This is a genomic window from Terrisporobacter petrolearius, from assembly GCF_020748185.1.
In the GTDB taxonomy this organism is placed as follows: domain Bacteria; phylum Bacillota; class Clostridia; order Peptostreptococcales; family Peptostreptococcaceae; genus Terrisporobacter; species Terrisporobacter petrolearius.
The window spans coordinates 132,535-152,542 of record NZ_JAHZMO010000003.1; the positions used below are offsets into that span (position 1 = coordinate 132,535).

Below are 20,008 nucleotides of genomic sequence, written 5' to 3' on the forward strand. Positions count from 1 at the left end.
TTTATCCCTCCTTAATTTAATTATTAACAAAAATATGGTATACTAAAAGACGAGACTAAAATTGGGAGGTTACCTATGAAAAAGTTTTTATCTTTTTTGCTAGCATTTCTTTTTTCTATAACAACTTTTTCAGGTCCAATTTCTGTATTTGCTGATAGCAAAGATGTATCTATTTCTTCACCTAACTCCGTAGTATTAGACTACGAAACAGGTACAGTGCTTTATGAGAAGAACGGAAATAAAAAAATATATCCAGCATCAACAACAAAGATATGGACTGCTTATCTAGTTATAAAAAATGTAAAAGATTTAGACCACTCTATTGAGATTGATAAAGATCTTTCTGTAGATGGTTCGAGTATGTACTTACAAAAAGGGGAAATATTTACTGTTAGAGAATTATTACAAGGATTACTTGTACATTCTTCAAATGATACTGCAGAAGTATTGGCTGAATATGTATCTGGATCCAAAGAAGCTTTTGCTGACTTAATGAACAAAGAGGCTAAGGCAATAGGGGCAAAAAATACTCATTTTAATAATCCACATGGATTACCTGACAAAGAACATTATACAACTGCTTACGATATGGCTTTAATGGCAAGACAAGCTATGAGTAATGACCTTATTAGAGAAATAGTTAGCACAAAATCATTAACCTTTGAAAAGTGCGATACCCCTACTAGTAAACGTTTTATAACAAGAACTTTCTTTAATACAAATAAGTTTTTAACTTCAACTGAAAAAATCGAATATAAAGGAAAGTCTGTAGATATAAAATACGACATAATAGATGGGATAAAAACAGGGTATACTGATGATGCAGGAAGATGCTTATTATCAAGTGCCGTAAAAAATGACATGAGAGTTATATCAGCAGTTTATAAAGATGCTGGTACTGATGTGTATGCAGACTCTAGAACTCTTATAGATTATGCCTTTAACAATTACTACAATCAAACAATAATTAACAAGGCTGATTATACCAAGAGCAAAAGGGTTCTATTTACTGAAGAAAAAGAATTACTTTACGAACCTGAATTTAACTATAAAATTGTTTTAGAAAAGGGAAGTAAAGCATCTGAAAATTATAATGCAAAAGTCAATTTAGACTATGATTTGCCTATTAAAAAAGGGGATAAAGTAGGTACCCTTGACGTATACAACGGTAAAACTTTAGAAAAAACCATAAATTTAGTAGCAAAAAATAATTTAAATAGTTTATTTGGATTTATTACAGAAAATACTACTGTAAAATATTCTATTAAACTTGCTTTGGCTTTAATTTCTTTATTTATTATATTTATAATTTCTAAAATAATAAAGAAAAGAAAAGCAAGAAGAAGAAGAAAATCAGTCAATTTTAAAAGAAAATAAAAATAAGATGGATCATCCATCTTATTTTTTATTTTAAACTTTTCTTTATACCTTTATCCAGTATATTTTCATAATCAATAAAATCATATATATCTTCATCAAAAACTTTAGAGAAACTATGTAACTCACCTAAAGATAAATCTTCTATAGATTTATTATTATCTTCACAATAAATTACAATTCTACCCACTATACCATGAGCATCCCTAAAAGGCACATTTTTATTTACTAAATAATCTGCTACCTCTGTAGCATTTAAAAAGCCACCTTTAACAGCTTTTTTCATATTATCTTTTCTAATTTTCAATGTAGCTATCATTCTCTCCATTATTTGAAGACACATGGAAATAGTGTTTACACTATCAAAAAATCCTTCTTTGTCTTCCTGCATATCTTTGTTATAAGCTAGAGGCAATCCCTTCATTACTGTTAATAGAGAAATTAAGTTACCATATACTCTTCCTGTTTTTCCTCTTATCAATTCTGCTCCATCAGGATTTTTCTTTTGTGGCATTATAGAACTACCAGTTGAATATAAATCATCTAACTCAATAAATCTAAATTCTTGAGAACTCCAAAGTATTAGTTCCTCACTAAGTCTGCTTAGATGCATCATTATTATAGAAAAATCACTCATAAGTTCCAATAAATAATCTCTATCACTTACTCCATCCATAAAATTGTCTACTGGCTTTTTAAATCCCAACATGTCACAAGTAATATTTCTATCAATATTATGAGTAGTACCAGCCAATGCCCCACATCCTAAAGGCGATTCATCTAAAATTTCTAAAGCATTATTTAGTCTTTTACTATCCCTATCTAACATACTATAATAAGCCATAAGGTGATGTTTAAATGTAACTACTTGAGCTCTTTGTAAATGAGTATATCCAGGCATAATAACCGGATTATTATTTGCCACTTCTTTAAGTGTATTTTTTAACTTGTCTACATAGAAAATAATTTCTTTACATTTTTCCTTTGCAAATAATCTCATATCTATAGCTACTTGATCATTTCTACTTCTTCCAGTATGAAGTTTTTTACCCACATCTCCAACTCGCTCAATTAAATTTATCTCAACAAAACTATGAATATCTTCATAATTTCCTATAAGAGATAACTTTCCTTCTTCTATGTCTTTCTCTATGGATTTTAGACCTTCAATTATTGTTTTTCCTTCTTCTTCACTTAACAAGTTAACCTTAACTTGCATATGAACATGAGCTAAACTTCCCTCAATATCTTTTTTATATAAAAGTGAGTCAAAGCCAAAGGATTTATTAAATTCCTCCATTAACTTATTTTCATCACTTCTAAAACGTCCTCCCCAAAGTTTCATCTAAATTGCCCCCTTTAGCACATAATTTGTCCTATTAATCTACATTTCTTATAATAGTAGCATAATTATTAATTAAGCACTAACAACTTTTTGTAAAATTAAATCATTTATAGCCTTAGCTACCCCACTATCTCCATTTTTATCTGTTATATGATTAGCAATTTTTTTCACATCTTCTTCTGCATTTCCCATTGCCACACCTGTTCCTGCAAATTCAATCATAGATAAATCATTGTAATTGTCTCCAAAAGCCATAATTTGTTCTCTATCTATTTTTAATAAATTAGATAGGTACTCTACAGCATTCCCTTTATGACTTCCCTCACTCATCATTTCTAAGTTGCCTTTCCATGAAGATGTAATTTCTATATTATTTACAAATTGTAAATCAGCTCTAACTTTATCTAATAAATTTTCCATTTCCATTTCCATAACATTAAACTTTAAAACATTGCTGCTTTTAACATCTTCTCTTAAATCTTTTTTAAATATTATTTCAGCCTTATCAGAAAAATTTTTTTGAATAAATTCTTTCATAAATTTCTTTTCTTTTTCAGTCTCATACTTTTGAAATATCTTTTCATCTGTATAAACTTGATATCTAAGATTATATTCATCTATAATATCCATTATTTTCAAACATATATCTTTATCTATAAAATTAGAATATAGAACTTCATTTGTTATTGGATGTTTAATTATAGATCCATTGGAAGATATTATTGGCATTGTATTATCTAAAAAAGTAACATGTTCCTTAGCTGAATCATGAAATCTCCCTGTAGCAAAAACAACTTTAATCCCCATTTTTTCTGCTTCCTTTAATGCAATTTTATTTTCCTCTGTAATTTTATGGTCTTCACCTAAAACAGTGCCATCCATATCTGTAACTATCAATTTATAATTTTTCATACTCACTTTACCTCTTTTTATTATTTAGTCACTTTATATTTTATCATATAGATAAATACCCTTAAAACAAAAAAATATAGCATAAATACAAATATTTTATACTATATTTTTCATTCTTAATTTAATGTTACCTCTTTACTTTCTTCCTCTTCCATTTCTAGTAAACCAAGTTTTTTAGCTACAAGCTTAGTTGTACTTCCTTGTAATATAAGTGTTATTAATATTGTCATAAACACAATAGATGATATTATTTCACTTCCAGGCACCTTCATAGCAGTAATTATACCACAAAGGGCTGCTGGGATAACTCCTGTTTCCCTTACCCACATCATAAATATAAGTTGGTTTTTATTCCATTTTGCTTTTCTATCTACTAAAGTACATACTAGTACACACAAAGGTCTTACTATAAAGATTAAACCTAGAACAGATATTAACGAAGGTACGAAATATTTAAACAACACATCTAGTTGAACTTGACTACCTAATATTATAAATATGCACATTCTACAAATTGTACCTAAAGTTTCTGCCACACTACAATCTGCATCATAATGTTTTTGGCTAAGCCATAATTTAAAGTTCTGTTTGTTTCCTGTAACCAAACCAACTATAAAACATGACATATATCCACTACCACCTAAGTAGGTAGAAAGCTCATATGCTATTATTACAGATAGTATAGATATTATAGGTGTATAATCTTTAAATATTCCCTTGGGGCTGTCATTTACTAAGAATAATAAAACTAGCCCTGTAATTAAACCTACTATTATCCCCACTATAACCATAATGCAAAGATTATATATATTTTCCTCTACAGAAAAATGCCCTCCCATAATTATGGATAGAACTGCCACTGTTAATATTGCCCCAGTAGCATCATTTAATGCAGATTCACTAATTACTGTTTGTTTTACTTTTTTATCAATTTTCACTTGGTTAAATATCGGCACAATTGTTGCTGGGTCTGTAGATGCTATTATTGAACCGGCTAAAAGACACGTCATAAAACTAATTTGAAAATTCAGCCCTATAATTTTTGCCATAAAAAATGATGTTATAACAACACCAAGTGTAGATAAAAGAAATACACTAATTTTTACATCTTTCAGGACTTTTAAACTAACTTCTTTTCCTCCCAAATATAAAATAAATGCTGATCCAAATGTTAATATTAATTGATTTTCTAGTTGAAACTGAGTAATATCAATAATTTTCAAAACGGAAGGCCCTAAAAATATACCAACAATCAAAAACAATACTACATCCGGTATATTTATTAATTCACTACCTTTGCTGCATATTATCCCAGTAATAGCTATGGTTGCAAATAGAATTAATAACTTGTTACATGCTATTGCATGAATGGATGTTTCCATGTCTCCATCTCCTTTTTTCGTGTATGTTATTTTATATCATAATATTAATTATAAATAAAAAATGACCATCTGTGATGGTCATTTGTGTTAAATTTATGTTATAAATTTTACTATTCAACTACTGCTATTATTTCTATTTCAACCTTAACGTCTTTTGGTAATCTAGCAACTTCAACACAAGCTCTAGCTGGTTTATTTTCTCCAAAATATTCAGCATAAACTTCGTTTATTTGAGCGAATTCATTCATATCCTTTATGAATACTGTAGTTTTAACTACATGTGAGAAATCAGCTCCTGCTTCTTTTAATATAGCTTGAAGATTTTTTAATGATTGAGCAGTTTGTGCTTTTACATCTCCTTCAACTATTTCCATTGTTTCTGGAACAAAAGGAACTTGTCCTGATATAAATAATAAATTTCCAGCCTTAACAGCTTGAGAATATGGTCCTATTGCAGCTGGTGCATTATTAGTATGTATAACTTGATGTTTCATGTTTTTTACCTCCTAAAAAATATATTGATTAAAAACATTTTCCTCTCTATTATACTACTCATAAAAAGAATTGTACATATGGTTTTTTATAATTCTTTTTTATTTAATAAACAAAAAAAGGCCTAAATATTTATTTTTAGACCTTTTTTTTATTTTCACTTTATATATTTAAAGCAAATTCTATTTAACAACTATGTTTACTAATTTTTTAGGAACAGCAATAACTTTTACTATGTTTTTACCTTCTATTGCAGCTTTAACTTTTTCGCTTTCTAAAGCTACTTTTTCCATATCTTCTCTAGCTATATTAGCATCCATAGATACTTTGTCTCTTAATTTACCATTAACTTGAACTATTACTTCTACTTCATCTTGAACTAAAGCTTTTTCGTCGTATTTAGGCCAGTTTATATCAAATACACTACCTTCTTTACCTATCATAGTCCATAATTCTTCACCTACATGAGGAGTGAATGGTGCAAGTATAGTAACTATAGTTTCGATACCTTCTCTGATTATTCCATCATTTCTAGTATTTAATTCTTTATATTTGTACATTTCGTTTATTAATTCCATTAATGCTGCTATAGCAGTATTAAATCCAAATTTTTCACTTAAATCAGCAGTAACTTTTTTAAGTGTTGAATGTATTACAAGTCTCATAGCTTTGTCTTCTTTAGTTACAGCTTTAACCTCTGCATTTGATTTAGCAACTTCAGCTAATTCATCAACTAATCTGTAAACTCTGTTTAAGAATCTGAAGCATCCTTCAACACCTTGTTCTGACCAGTCTAAGTCTCTTTCTGGTGGTGCTGCGAATAATACGAATAATCTAGCAGTATCTGCTCCGTATTTGTTTATTATTTCTATAGGTGATACAGTATTACCTTTAGACTTACTCATTTTACTTCCATCCATTAAAACCATACCTTGAGTTAACAAGTTTTTGAATGGTTCATCAAAGTCTAACATTCCCATTGATTTGAACGCTTTAACAAAGAATCTAGCGTAAAGTAAATGCATTATAGCATGCTCTACCCCACCTATATATTGATCTACTGGCATCCATTTATTTACTAATTGTTTATCAAATGGCTCTTCAGTATTTTTAGGATCTATATATCTTAAGAAGTACCAAGATGAATCTACAAATGTATCCATAGTATCAACTTCTCTTCTAGCTTCTTTTCCACAGTGAGGACAAGGAGTAGTTGCAAATGCTTGGGAAGTAGTAAGTGGAGATTCTCCTTTTCCTGTGAATTCAACATCTGTAGGAAGTAATACTGGTAAATCTTTTTTATCTACTGGCACTATTCCACAGTCATCACAGTATACAACTGGTATTGGACATCCCCAGTATCTTTGTCTAGATAATAACCAGTCTCTAAGTCTATAGTTAGTTGTTTTCTTACCTCTATTATCTTTGGCAAGTTTTTCAACTATAGCTTCAAATGCATCTGAAGCATCCATACCGTTGAATTCTTCTGAATTTATCATTTTATTATCTTCATCTATAACAGGTATTATATCTAAACCAAATTTTTCGGCAAACTCTTTATCTCTATCATCATGAGCTGGAACTGCCATTATGGCTCCAGTACCATAGTCAGCTAATACATAGTTTGCTATCCAAACTGGTATTTTCTTGTTGTTTACTGGGTTTATAACATATTTACCAATAAACATACCTTCTTTTTCTACATCAGAAGCAGTTCTTTCTATTTCTGTCTTAGTGTGCATTTTTGCTATGAAAGCATTAACGTCAGCTTCATATTCAGTTCCTACAACTAATTCTTGAACAAGTTCACTTTCAGGAGCTAAAACCATGAAAGTAACACCATACGTAGTATCTGGTCTAGTAGTGTAAACTGTCATAGATTTGTCAGTTCCATCTATATCAAATACTAATTCAGCACCATTAGATTTTCCAATCCAGTTTCTTTGCATTGTTTTAACTTTTTCTGGCCATCCATCTAAAGTGTCTAAGTCATTTAGTAATTCCTCAGCAAATGCAGTAGTTTTGAAATACCATTGTTCTAAATCTTTTTTAACAACTACGCTATCACATCTATCGCAAAGTCCTCCAACAACTTGCTCATTAGCAAGAACTGTCTCACAAGATGGACACCAGTTAACGAAAGATTTTTTCTTATAAGCAAGACCTGCTTCTAAGAATTTCAAGAATATTTCTTGTGTAAATCTATAATATTCTGGAGTAGAAGTAGCTACTTCTCTTTCCCAGTCATAACTTAATCCTAATAATTTTAATTGACCTTTCATGTCTTCTATGTTTGCCATAGTCCATTTATGCGGATGTACTCCATGTTTTATAGCCGCATTTTCAGCTGGTAAACCAAATGAATCCCATCCCATTGGATGAAGTACATTGTATCCTTCCATTTTCTTAAATCTAGCAACTACGTCACCTATAGAGTAGTTTCTAACATGCCCCATATGTATGTTTCCTGATGGGTAAGGGAACATCTCTAAAGCATAATAATTTGGTTTTGAAGAATCTGTTGTGTCAGTTTTATATTGATTATTTTCTGTCCATGTTTTTTGCCATTTGTCTTCAATCTTTTTAAAATTGTAAACGCTCATGATTTACCTCCTAAGTATTCTCTGTAATAATTTCCATAAGTATTATTTTATCCAAATTGAGAAATTCTAAAATTTCTTAATAATATTAAAAAAATCCCCGTCCTAAACTTTACGTTTAGGGACGAGGATATATTTTCGCGGTACCACCCTAATTAGTTTACAAAAGTAAACTCTCTTAGACAGTTTTTATGCCAACTAAGGCCAAATAATTCAATGTTAGCAAGTTCAAAAATAGTTTATGCTGATTCACACCAAATATCAGCTCTCTGAAATAAACAAAGTTTTCTACTACTCTAACTTATTTGATTTCAATCTTTATTTTTCTATAATATTAACATCTTTATGCTAAAGTGTCAACATCCACGTATGGAGCATCTTTCCATAGTTTTTCTAAATTATAGAACCCTCTATTTTCTTCATCAAATACGTGAACCATTACATCACCATAATCAAGTAATATCCAATTTTGAGTTTCATATCCCTCTTTTGATCTTGGTTCTATTCCGTGCTCTGTTAAGGCATCTTGTACATTATCTGCTATTGCTTTAACTTGTCTTGTAGAACCAGCAGTTGCTATAACAAAATAATCACATAGAGAAGATACTTTCCCTATATTTATTATTGATATATCTTGACCTAATTTATCATCAATTGCATCGTAAACAATCTTTGTCATTTGTTCAACAGTCATGTTAGTCATATTCCGTCTCCTTTCAATTTTAAAGCTACCTAGTTATTATATCATAAATATTTGTATTATTACTATTATATATACAAATTTAAAAATTTGCGCCTATTATTATACAATCTGACAATACTATTTTCCATAAATATAATTATTCTAGTTAAAAGTACCTATAATCAACTCTTCCAAGATATAATTTCTAGCTTTTATAGTTCTTGGGTGTATTAACTGGTTATTATCTATGATAAATTTTATAGTATTATTGAAAGATAAAAGTAATGCTTCTTCTAATTTACCACTATATGTTAGTTCTCTCAACTCTTCTACTTTTGGAAAGTTTCTACCCTCTTCTATTAAGTCCGCCATATATATTATTTTTTCTAAAAGAGACATATTTTCCTTTCCTGTAGTATGATATTTTATTGCATTTATAATTTCTTCATCCTTAATATTAAATACATCTACAGCTACATAAGAACCTATAACGCTATGAGATAGAGCTATATTGTTTACTTCCAAAGGATCTAGTTCTACATTAAATCTTTTTATGCTATCTTCAATTTGTTCATCTGTAAAATATTTAGCACAATCATGAACAAGTCCCGCAATCTGGGCCTTTTCTTTGTCACACTTATATATTTCACTTAACTTTACTGCACATTTTGATACATTTAAAGAATGTTTTAATCTTCTTTCAGGTAACATCCCTTTTAGTGTTTTTTCTATTTGTTTTATATCCATTTACTCAACTCCAAAATTGTATAAACCCTTTTCCTTTATATATGATTCCACATTTTCAGGTATCAGGTACCTAACCGACTTCCCTAAATTCAGTTGATCTCTAATATATGTGGATGATATATCTAAAGAAGGTACATATACATTTATAATTTTTGCATTATATTTATTTTCTAATTTTTCTATATAGTCTTGAGCTCTAAGCAGACTTATACCCGGTCTTGTTGCTGCTACAAACGTGGCTAATTTGAAATTTTCAGCAACATCTTTCCATGCTTCTATATCACATATAGCATCTGCTCCTGTAATAAAAAATAATTCACAAGTTGGATAAGTCTTTTTTAACTCCCTCAAAGTATCTATAGTATAAGTCTTTCCATCTTTCTTAATTTCCATATCAGAAACTACAAAATTTTCATTTTTTACAGTAGCAAGTACTACCATTTCATAACGATCTTTTTTATCAGTTATATTCCAAAACTTATGAGGAGGATTACCAGAAGGTATGAAAATAACTTTGTCTAAATTATATTTGCCTCTTATAAACTCCACCGTTGCTAGATGAGCATAATGTATAGGGTCAAATGTTCCGCCTAATATTCCTATTCTTAAATTATGAGCACTGTCCCTAAATTTTGCCATCTTCTCATTATTTTTCAATATAGATTCAATAACTATATCTTCAATCCTCATTATTATTCTCCTTTTTACTCCCTTTTTCTATAACAATTAAGTTTATTATATAAAAACCCTTTTTTTAGTATATAATCATAAATATATATTTTTACTAACTAAATTATCTATATTTATACTTTAATTGCAAAAATTTGTTCACTATTAATATATATAATAATTTCAATTATATAACAAGTGATTTTTAACATTTATTTAACTTTAAGCAATAAATTTAATTCAAAGGAGACAAAATATGTCTGTAATAACAAAAATTGAGGTTCAAAAGAAAAACCAAGACAGAGTAAATATCTATGTTGATGAAAAATTTTTCATGGCTATTTATAAAGAATTAGTATTTACTTTTAACTTAAAAAAAGGTGACAACATAGAAGAAGATCATCTTAGACAAATTTTAAAAGATGAAATGTTTTTAAAAGGTAAAAATAAAGCTTTAAATATTTTATCAAAGGCTAGCCAATCTGAGAAAAAAATTAGAGAAAAATTAGGAAGCGATTTTGAAGAGGACGTTATAGACGAAGTTCTAGATTTTTTAAAAAAGTACAATTTTATCAATGATAACGAATTAGCTTCTAAAATTGTAACTACAAATGTTAATCTAAATAAATATGGTAAAAATAAAATAAAACAAAATCTTTATAATAAAGGAATTGAGAAATCAGCCATCGATGAAGCTATTTCTGAAATTGATGTAGATGCAGAGTTTGAAAATGCTCTTTATTTGGCTGAAAAAAGGTATGCACGAGTAAAAAATGAAGACCCTAAAAAAGCTTATGCTAAAGTTGCAAATCACCTTGCTTATAAAGGCTTTAATTATGATATAATTAAAAGCGTATTAAATAAGATTTTTAAAAATGATTACAATGATGATTATTAAGATATAAGTATATATATTATACTTTAGGAGGTAATATGAAAACTGCTATAGCCATACTTTGTGTACTATTATCAATTTACAATATTAAACAATTATACAAAGAAGATAGATAAAAAAGAGATTATTTAATAATCTCTTTTTTAAATAAAAGATATTTTGTTAAGACTATAACTAGTGATTGTTATTTTAAAATAAATTATACATAAGGAGAATTAATATGATAGATTTAGTTTTGCTAGGCTGTGGCGGTAACGTGCCCATGCCTAATAGAAACCTTTCTTCTTTATTTATTAATTATAAAGGGAAAAAAATTTTAATAGACTGTGGTGAAGGTACTCAAGTATCTATGAGAATGAAAAATTGTGGTTTCAAAGATGTAGATTTGATTTTAATAACTCATCTCCACGGTGACCATATAATAGGTCTTATTGGTCTTTTGTCTACTATGGGTAATAGCGGTAAAACAGAAGACTTAACTATTGTTGGACCTAAAGGAATTATAGAAACTATGAAGGCTATAAAAGTCCTTGTGGAATATTTGCCTTATAAATTAATAATAATAGAAAACCCAGATAAAAATTTCACCTTAGAAGATCACCCTACTTTTAAAGACTTACAAATATCTACACTAGACCTCGATCACTCCACTGAATGCTTAGGTTATAGCTTGTATTTTAAAAGATCTCCCAAGTTTAACGCAAAAAAGGCAAAATTAAATAATGTTCCTAAACATTTGTGGAGCAGACTACAAAAATGTGATTCTGTTTTTTATGATGGAAAAATGTATACTTCTGATATGGTTTTTGGGGATGATAGAAAAGGTATTAGAGTTAGCTTTGTAACTGATACACAATTTTTACTTACTATTCCTGACTTCATTAAAGATAGTGATTTATTTGTCTGCGAGGCCATGTATGGAGATGATATGGATATCTCTAAAGCTGTAAAAAATAAACATATGACCTTTACAGAAGCTGCTAATCTAGCATCCTTAGGAAAAGTTAAACAACTACTTTTAACTCATTTTAGTCCTTCTTTAGAAAATCCTCATGAATATTTAGAAAATGCCACAAGGATTTTCCCAAATACTATAGTTGGAGAAGATAGATTGTCCTTATCTTTAAATTACGAAGATTAAAAATAGTGCTCAATACAATGAGCACTATTTTTATTTAATATTTTCAAGTTCCAATACCTTATTTATACAAGGGTCTATTTTTCGTATACCATACCTTATAGTATTATTCACCACTATATCTGGTGTAACTTTTTTCTCTTCGTCACATATACCACTCTCTGTCAAATACATTGTAGATGACATTCTAACAATAAGACCACTATTATTTAGTTTGAAAAGCACTGGATCATACACATATCCATCTCCACCAGTTTCAGATCCTATTATAGTAGCAAATTTTTGTTCTTTGCAAAATATAGCAAAGGACTCAGCTCCAGAAAATACATCACTATCTACTAATAAATATATTTTTCCTTTAAAAGGTGATTTTGATTTTCCTTCTACAATTTCTTCATTATATTCAAAATGTGTAAACATATCAGTAGCTTCTTTGGGTGCATTACTTAACATAGGTAATTCATCAATATCATTAAGTTTTACGTTTCTCGCCTTTGTGTAGCTTCGTATAACATTTGAAGAATTTCTAAATAAACGATATCCCCTACATTTATAATTTTTATCAGAAATATTAGATACTAAGTCTATCCAGTATTGATCATTACCACCCATATTTCCCCTTATATCAATAACAAGAGATTGATACTCTTTTATTTCGTTTATATAGGAACTAATTTTTTTCATATCACTGTCAATGCTTCCACTTGCTGAATTCATTTGAGGTATATAGATATATCCCACTTTATCTTCAACTAAGTCTTTAAGTTCTATGCTTTTACCACTTCCCATTCCATATACATTACTTTTTTCTTTATCATTATATAACTGGCTTAAATCTTTATCATCAAAAAAACCATACCATTTTAAAGGTTCATACACATCTTTTAACATATTAAAGTATGAAGCATCCGTAATCACTTCTGTGTGGCCATTATGCAATTCTCTCATTATAGAATTTAACTCATTAGCAAAATCTTCATCAGATGATGTTTTTTCAATTCTCTTTTTAAATTCTTCTTTATTCGCTAGCCAATCCTCTTTATATAGCCTTTTATTAACTTCTAAATAAGGATATCCCTCTTTAACCTCATTGTATAATTGTTCAAAATCAGCCACTTTTTCTTCTAAAGTTAAAGTACTAGTCTTTGAACATCCAGCTGTAATTAGACATGTTAATAGAGATATTATTAATATTCTCCACCTCATAAATTTTCCCCCTAATTATTCTTCCTCGTCTTCTATATACTCAAGTATATCTCCTGGTTGACAATCTAAAACTTTACATATTTCGTTTAGAGTTGTAAACCTAACAGCCTTAGCTCTGTTATTTTTTAGTATAGATAAATTGGCATTAGTTATCTCTATTTTTTCCGCCAAATCTTTCAGAGACATTTTCCTCTTTGCCATCATCACGTCTAAGTTAACTATAATAGTCATAATAATCTCCTATACAGTAAATTCATTTTCCTCTTTTATTGTGATAGCTTGATCAAACGCATCTGCTATAACAAAACATAATAACCCTGATATAAAATACACACACATTCCCGGTGTTATAAAAACTCCTGGAGCTAAGTCCAAAAATCTCATGCCACTTACACCATAAATTGTACCAAAAGCGTAATGTATAACTAAATTTATAAGTAGTAAATATCCTATTTTCCTAAACTTATATACATTTGATTTCACGAATATGTTAACTCTAGAACTACTTACTATATCTGATAAAAGAGCTACCATTATAAAGTATGTAATCCCTATAATAAATCCACCTATAGCATTTAATATCTTAGTCCTATCACCAATATTATTAATAATATAAGGAATGCCTAAAATCACCCCTATGATAAGAATTAAACCTAATACGAAAAATAATATTATCAATGTAGTACTTAATACCCCTTTTGTTTTCATTGAATTTTTAAACATCTATCATCACTCCTTTTTATAACATAATAATAGCAGATACTATATCGAATTTCAATAAATTAATATTGTATTTTAATATGTTTTTATTATAAAAGATTAATATATCAAACTTTTAATTGCACAAAAATAGAGGTAGACTAATCTACCTCTATTTTTATTATTCATCTGATTTTATTGCAATCCATGCTTTATCATACATTTTTTTAACGTCTAATGAGAAATCTTTGTAAATTTCACATCTGTTCATTATTTCTGTAGGCATATATGCATTCGGGTTATTTTTCACATTATCTGGTTGTTCTTCTCTCGCTTCTTTGTTAGGAGTCGTGTATCCTATTTCATCAGCTATTCTAAGAGCACTTTTCTTATCACTTACAAAGTTTATAAACTGTTCAGCACCTTCCACATTTTTAGCATTTTTAGGTATACATAAACTATCAATCCAGAAGTTTGCTCCTTCTTCAGGCACTACATAAACCAAATTAGGATATTCATCTTGTAAGTTTAATCCTTCCCCAGACCATATCATGTTTATATCTGTCTCTCCTGCTGGAATCATTGTCGTTCCGTTATCTACACCATATAATGGTTTAACCAATTTTCTTTGTTCTAATAGTAATTCTTTTGCTTCTTTTATTTCCTTTGGATTAGTTGAATTTAAAGAGTACCCTAATTTCTTTAATGCTACACCTATTGTGTCTCTATATGTATCAAACATAAATATTTTGTCTTTATATTTTTCATTCCATAATATATCCCAACTTTTTACTTCTTCTTTCACCACATCTTTATTATAAATAAGTCCTACTGTTCCAAACATATAAGGTATTGAATATTTATTACCTGGATCTATTTCCAAATCTAGGTATTCTTTGTCCATTTGAGATATATTAGTTATATTATCTTTATTTATTTGCTGTATAAGCTTTTGGTCTATCATTCTTGGCATTAAAGCATCTGACACTAAAATAACATCATATTTTCCTGCACCACTTTTAACCTTTGAATACATAGCTTCCATATCATCAAAAGTTTCAATATTAACTCTTATATCATATTTTCTCTCAAACTCTTTTACTGTTTCATCATCTATGTTTTCTCCATAGTTAAAAAAGTTTATTTCTTCAGGATAATTATCCTTTTTACTACAACCTATAAAAAATACGCTTACTGTTGTTAAACATACTATTAAGGTTAATAATTTAGCTATTTTTTTCATATTTTAATTTCCTTTCATATTTTATGTTTTAATTTATCTATGAGTTATAAAACCAAATTAAATATAACTTATTACAATTATATTTTAAATAAGTAAATAATAACACAAATTTATAAACTCATATAGTACCAATTATTATATCTAAATTTGTCTTTAATAAACTGTTTTTTATATTTCCCTTACTTAATATTTATTATAAATCCAAATATCATTTTACAGTATAACATACTTTATATAAAAATTAAAATTTACCTTTCTCAAATCAATCAATTAGAAATAAAAAAAGCCATTATAAATGACTAGCTTAGTCACTTAATAATAGCTTCTTTTTATATAATTCTGACATTATTTTATTATAAATTATATATCATTATCTTCTTTGAGATCTTTTAGTTGGTTTTCCTTTTTTAGTCATACCTTCTTCTGCTACCTTTTTAACTGAAGCTTTTTGACCTGGGAATAATATTTTTGGTTCTTCTACATTTTTTCTGTATAATGTAAATTTAAAACCTATAGCTTGAACAAATTCCGCTCTTAATGCTTTACATATAGCATTAGCTGCTTCTTTCGTATCTATACCAGCAGTTTCTAATATAGTTACTTTAACTAATTCTTTTGAATCTAGCATTACATCTAATTGTTCTAAAAAACCTTCAGTTACACCGTCTTTTCCTATTTGAGTTATAGGCTTAAGAGTATTTGCTAAAGATCTTAAATACGCCCTTTGTCTTCCGTTTAACATATTGTCACCTCTTTTGTATTAAATTTTAGTCATAGAATTCAAATTCTATTTCGTATATCTTAACTGTATCTCCATCTTCAATACCCATTTCTCTAAGTTTGTCAAATACACCTTGACTTTCCATAGATTTTTGGAAGAATTGAATAGATTCCATATCTTCAAAGTTAACAGAGTACATAATTCTTCTAAGTGCCTTACCTGTAACAACATATACTCCATTTTCTATTTCTACTTGTAAAGCTTCTTCTTCTTCAGAGTCTAATTCAGGAACATATAGTTCTTCTTCAGATACAAGTTCTATTTCTTCAGCATCTTTCAACACTTGAGAAACATAAGTTATTACATCATCTATACCTTCTCTTGTTGCTGCAGACATTTTGAATACTTTGTATCCTCTTTCTTCTAAAGTTGTCTTAAACTCTTCATAAACTGATTCATCTTCAAGTATATCTATTTTATTAGCTACTACAACTTGAGGTCTTGTAGCTAGTTTTTCATTGTATAATTTAAGTTCACCGTTTATACTATCAAAGTCTTCTAAAGCATTTCTACCTTCTAGTCCTGAAATATCAACTATATGTATTAATACTTTAGTTCTTTCAACGTGTCTTAAGAAGTCATGGCCAAGACCAATGCCTTCAGCTGCACCTTCTATAAGTCCTGGTATGTCAGCTAAAACAAAGCTATCGCCAAATTTTGTTTGTACCACACCAAGATTTGGTGTTAAAGTTGTGAAGTGATAGTTTGCTATCTTTGGTTTAGCTGCAGTAACAACTGATAAGAATGTAGATTTACCTACGTTAGGAAATCCTAATAGTCCTACATCAGCTATCATTTTAAGCTCTAATATAACCCATTTTTCTTCACCATCAGTTCCTGATTTTGCAAAGTTTGGAGCTTGTCTTACTGCGTTTGCAAAATTGTGGTTTCCTTTTCCGCCTCTACCACCTCTTGCAACAACAGCTTTATCTCCTTCTTTTTTTAAGTCAGCTATTATTTTATTTGTAGCTTCATCTCTGACTATTGTTCCAGCTGGTACCTTTAGCACTAAATCTTCACCATTTTTACCAGCTTGTCTTTTTTTACTTCCATCTCCACCTGGAGTGGCTACGTATTTTCTTTGGTATTTAAAGTCCATTAGTGTTCTTAAGTCGTTATCAACTTCGAATATAACACTAGCGCCTCTTCCTCCGTCTCCACCATCTGGTCCACCTGCAGGAACATATTTTTCTCTTCTAAATGATACTGCACCGTTTCCACCATTTCCAGCTTTGACAAATATCCTTGCCTTATCTATAAACAAAAGTGGCACCTCCTATTGGAATTTGCATTTTATTCAAATTCTCATTATTTAAAAAGAAAAGGAGTGTAAATACACTCCTCTCCCTTTATTATTCAGCAACTTGTACTGGATATATACTTACTTTTTTTCTTTTTTTGTCTTTTCTTTCGAATTTAACAGTACCGTCTATTAATGCGAATAAAGTGTCATCTCCACCTTTACCTACATTAGTTCCTGGATGTATTTTAGTACCTCTTTGTCTTACTATTATACTACCAGCAGTAACTATTTGTCCGTCATATCTTTTTACACCTAATCTTTTAGCTATAGAATCTCTACCGTTTTTAGATGATCCTACCCCTTTTTTAGATGCTAATAATTGTAAGTTCATGTTTAACATTTGGAGTCACCCCCTACTTTTTTAAGATTTTTATATTGTTTCGATAATCCTTTTGGATTGATTTCATTGTTAACTCAAAATGTTCTAGTAATAAATCAGTTTTTTCATTTAAACTTTCTTCGTGAACTAGACATTCAATAAAACCTTCTTGGCCTATTACAGAGTCGAATTTTACTTTTGCTAATGTATCTAATGAATTGATAACACCAATAGCATTAGATGTCACAGCGGAACAAACAATATCTTGTCCTATTGGAGCAAAATCAGCATGTCCTTTTATTGTAAAACCTTTACGTCTAAATTCGTCTGTATAATGATATTTTATCTTTATCATTTTGTTAACCTACTACTAAGCGTTTATTTTTTCAACAACTATCTTAGTGTATGGTTGACGATGACCTTGTTTTCTTCTGTAGTCTTTTTTAGCTTTATACTTGTAAACTACTATTTTCTTAGCTTTTCCTTGCTCTACTACTTTAGCAGTAACAGAAGCACCTTCTACAACTGGAGCTCCAACTTTAAGTTCTCCTTCTGCATTAGTACAAGCTAATACTTCGTTTAAAGTTATTTCTTCACCAGCTTGCGCTTCTAACTTTTCAACGAATAATACATCACCTTCAGCAACTTTGTATTGCTTTCCACCTGTTTTAACTATAGCGTACATTAATATACACCTCCTCGGTCTAAGAACTCGCCATCAAGGTATTTCCAAAGGAAAGTTTGAACCTTTTCTGTGCGGCATTACAGTTATAAATAATACTACTTATTGAACAAAATGTCAACTAGCTTACAAAAATAATTTTATATTTTTCATAGGATATATCTTTATTTTCTTCTAACAAAATGTTCATTTCATATTTTTTACTTATTTTATTAATTAGGCCCATGTAATTAACTTTAATTTTACTAAGTGCTGTGGAGTTAAGTTCAACAATAATATGATTATAGCATGTGTGATGTTTTATTCTATTTATTTCTTTTTCCAAATCATCCATAATACAGTTTATTGATTTTGTTGATGAATCTCCATTACATGTACTACATTCTTCTAAATAATATTCATTTATTGATTTTTTTTCTCTTCTTCTCGCAACTTCTACTAGTCCTAGTCTTGTAAGTCCTAATACTTCAGATTTTCTTTTATCTTTTTGCATCTCATGATTTAAGATTTTTAGTAAATTTTCCTTATTTTTCTTTTTAATCATATCTATAAAATCAACTATGATTATTCCGCCTATATCTCTAAGTTTTAACTGCCTTGCAATTTCTATACATGCTTCTTCATTAGTCTTATATACTGTATCTTCTCTGCTTGAATTTCCAGTGAATTTTCCTGTATTAACATCTATAACAGTTAAAGCTTCTGTTTTTTCTATAATTAGATAACCACCGCTTTTTAGCCATACTTTTTTATTCAGAGCTTTGTCTACTTGACTTTGAACTTTATATAAATCAAAAATATCTACATTATCAATTATCTTTAGTTTGTTTATATAATCTTTATTAATACTTTTTAAAATACTTTTTATCTCTTCATATTTATTATTATCATTTACAACTATTTCGCTAGTGTGGTCATTTACATTGTCTTTTATGTATTTTGTAGATGCATCTAGATCTTTATATAAAAGCTTAGGCCCTATGCCTAACTTAAATTCTTTGCAAATTAAATCATACTTTTCCTTTAAGTCAGAAAAATCTTTTTCTAATTCTTCTTCGCTGCATCCATTAGCTTCTGTCCTAATTATAATTCCACAGTCTTTTCCAACAAGTTTTTTTATAATTTTTTTAAGTCTAAATCTTTCTTGTTCATCTTGCAATCTATTAGATATGGTTATCCTATCATTGCTTGGTATATAAACTAAGTAACGACCTGATAAACTAACTTCTAAGTTTAATTTAGGACCTTTTGTACCTACTGCGTCTTTATTAATTTGAACCATAATATCCATTCCAGATTTTATGTCTGAATCCTTCTTAAGAGGAAGATAAGCTAGCTTTTCCATGCCTATATCTACAAAGCAGGCCTCTAGGCCTGCTTTTACATTTTTGACTATTCCTCTATATATGTTAGATACTAATTTATTATTTTCATTTTCATCAATTAATAATTCTACAAGTTTATCATCTTCAACTATGGCAGTTTTCTCTGATGATACTAAAGTTTCAATTATTATTTTTTTCATTATTATCCTCA

At 29.0% G+C, this 20,008-nt stretch carries 21 protein-coding genes and 1 other annotated feature; of the genes, 3 read left to right on the top strand and 18 right to left on the bottom strand.

The genetic code is table 11. The annotated features are described in order from the left end of the window. Positions 1–75: 75 nt before the first annotated feature. Positions 76–1,377, top strand: a complete 1,302-nt coding sequence (locus K0040_RS03185) for a D-alanyl-D-alanine carboxypeptidase family protein (RefSeq protein WP_228107515.1) — start codon at positions 76–78, stop codon at positions 1,375–1,377. 28 nt (positions 1,378–1,405) lie between these two features. On the opposite strand, the gene argH is transcribed toward K0040_RS03185, so the two are convergent. The 8 genes from argH to nadD all read right to left on the bottom strand — a co-directional run bounded on the left by argH (position 1,406) and on the right by nadD (position 10,227). Beyond that, on the bottom strand, positions 1,406–2,722 hold the full coding sequence (gene argH, locus K0040_RS03190) for an argininosuccinate lyase (protein ID WP_228107516.1): 1,317 nt from the start codon (positions 2,720–2,722) through the stop codon (positions 1,406–1,408). A 72-nt stretch (positions 2,723–2,794) separates the two neighbouring features. Next, positions 2,795–3,634, bottom strand: a complete 840-nt coding sequence (locus K0040_RS03195) for a Cof-type HAD-IIB family hydrolase (protein WP_228107517.1) — start codon at positions 3,632–3,634, stop codon at positions 2,795–2,797. A 116-nt stretch (positions 3,635–3,750) separates the two neighbouring features. Then, positions 3,751–5,016 (bottom strand): cation:proton antiporter, encoded by a 1,266-nt coding sequence (locus K0040_RS03200; protein ID WP_228107518.1) that lies wholly within the window; start codon positions 5,014–5,016, stop codon positions 3,751–3,753. 110 nt (positions 5,017–5,126) lie between these two features. Beyond that, entirely contained in the window at positions 5,127–5,510 is a 384-nt protein-coding gene (locus K0040_RS03205; protein WP_018591515.1) for a RidA family protein, read from the bottom strand. 180 nt (positions 5,511–5,690) lie between these two features. Beyond that, a complete protein-coding gene (gene leuS / locus K0040_RS03210) occupies positions 5,691–8,111 on the bottom strand; it encodes a leucine--tRNA ligase (RefSeq protein ID WP_228107519.1) in 2,421 nt (806 codons plus the stop codon). A gap of 114 nt (positions 8,112–8,225) precedes the next feature. Continuing rightward, positions 8,226–8,422 (bottom strand) — a binding site (T-box leader). A gap of 29 nt (positions 8,423–8,451) precedes the next feature. Beyond that, positions 8,452–8,802: a ribosome silencing factor gene (rsfS, locus tag K0040_RS03215; protein WP_026255137.1), complete on the bottom strand. Its 351-nt coding sequence runs from the start codon at positions 8,800–8,802 to the stop codon at positions 8,452–8,454. 150 nt (positions 8,803–8,952) lie between these two features. Continuing rightward, positions 8,953–9,537: a bis(5'-nucleosyl)-tetraphosphatase (symmetrical) YqeK gene (gene yqeK / locus K0040_RS03220; RefSeq protein ID WP_228107520.1), complete on the bottom strand. Its 585-nt coding sequence runs from the start codon at positions 9,535–9,537 to the stop codon at positions 8,953–8,955. Then, the gene (gene nadD, locus K0040_RS03225; protein ID WP_228107521.1) at positions 9,538–10,227 is read right to left on the bottom strand and encodes a nicotinate-nucleotide adenylyltransferase; all 690 of its coding nucleotides are present in this window, start codon (positions 10,225–10,227) and stop codon (positions 9,538–9,540) included. A 235-nt stretch (positions 10,228–10,462) separates the two neighbouring features. On the opposite strand from nadD, the gene recX reads away from it, so the two are divergent. Next, the gene (gene recX / locus K0040_RS03230; RefSeq protein WP_228107522.1) at positions 10,463–11,104 is read left to right on the top strand and encodes a recombination regulator RecX; all 642 of its coding nucleotides are present in this window, start codon (positions 10,463–10,465) and stop codon (positions 11,102–11,104) included. Positions 11,105–11,321: 217 nt separating this feature from the next. Continuing rightward, the gene (locus K0040_RS03235; protein WP_228107523.1) at positions 11,322–12,242 is read left to right on the top strand and encodes a ribonuclease Z; all 921 of its coding nucleotides are present in this window, start codon (positions 11,322–11,324) and stop codon (positions 12,240–12,242) included. 30 nt (positions 12,243–12,272) lie between these two features. On the opposite strand, the gene K0040_RS03240 is transcribed toward K0040_RS03235, so the two are convergent. From K0040_RS03240 to K0040_RS03285, 10 genes are all read right to left on the bottom strand, one after another. Further along, positions 12,273–13,445, bottom strand: coding sequence for a S41 family peptidase (locus K0040_RS03240; RefSeq protein ID WP_228107524.1), 1,173 nt, complete (start codon positions 13,443–13,445; stop codon positions 12,273–12,275). A 15-nt stretch (positions 13,446–13,460) separates the two neighbouring features. Beyond that, positions 13,461–13,676, bottom strand: a complete 216-nt coding sequence (locus K0040_RS03245; protein WP_148556087.1) for a helix-turn-helix domain-containing protein — start codon at positions 13,674–13,676, stop codon at positions 13,461–13,463. Positions 13,677–13,685: 9 nt separating this feature from the next. Next, entirely contained in the window at positions 13,686–14,168 is a 483-nt protein-coding gene (locus tag K0040_RS03250; RefSeq protein ID WP_228107525.1) for a DUF2975 domain-containing protein, read from the bottom strand. 157 nt (positions 14,169–14,325) lie between these two features. Further along, positions 14,326–15,387: an ABC transporter substrate-binding protein gene (locus K0040_RS03255; RefSeq protein WP_228107526.1), complete on the bottom strand. Its 1,062-nt coding sequence runs from the start codon at positions 15,385–15,387 to the stop codon at positions 14,326–14,328. Between the two features lie 370 nt (positions 15,388–15,757). After that, positions 15,758–16,129, bottom strand: coding sequence for a YhbY family RNA-binding protein (locus tag K0040_RS03260; RefSeq protein WP_074914769.1), 372 nt, complete (start codon positions 16,127–16,129; stop codon positions 15,758–15,760). A 25-nt stretch (positions 16,130–16,154) separates the two neighbouring features. Next, positions 16,155–17,432 carry a GTPase ObgE gene (obgE, locus tag K0040_RS03265; RefSeq protein WP_074914767.1) on the bottom strand — a complete coding sequence of 426 codons (1,278 nt, stop codon included), beginning with the start codon at positions 17,430–17,432 and terminating at the stop codon, positions 16,155–16,157. 88 nt (positions 17,433–17,520) lie between these two features. After that, a complete protein-coding gene (rpmA, locus tag K0040_RS03270) occupies positions 17,521–17,811 on the bottom strand; it encodes a 50S ribosomal protein L27 (RefSeq protein WP_018591528.1) in 291 nt (96 codons plus the stop codon). Positions 17,812–17,824: 13 nt separating this feature from the next. Next, the gene (locus tag K0040_RS03275) at positions 17,825–18,145 is read right to left on the bottom strand and encodes a ribosomal-processing cysteine protease Prp (RefSeq protein ID WP_018591529.1); all 321 of its coding nucleotides are present in this window, start codon (positions 18,143–18,145) and stop codon (positions 17,825–17,827) included. Positions 18,146–18,160: 15 nt separating this feature from the next. Further along, positions 18,161–18,475, bottom strand: a complete 315-nt coding sequence (gene rplU / locus K0040_RS03280; protein ID WP_074914765.1) for a 50S ribosomal protein L21 — start codon at positions 18,473–18,475, stop codon at positions 18,161–18,163. A gap of 118 nt (positions 18,476–18,593) precedes the next feature. Beyond that, positions 18,594–19,997 (bottom strand): Rne/Rng family ribonuclease, encoded by a 1,404-nt coding sequence (locus K0040_RS03285; RefSeq protein ID WP_228107527.1) that lies wholly within the window; start codon positions 19,995–19,997, stop codon positions 18,594–18,596. Positions 19,998–20,008 lie beyond the last annotated feature (11 nt).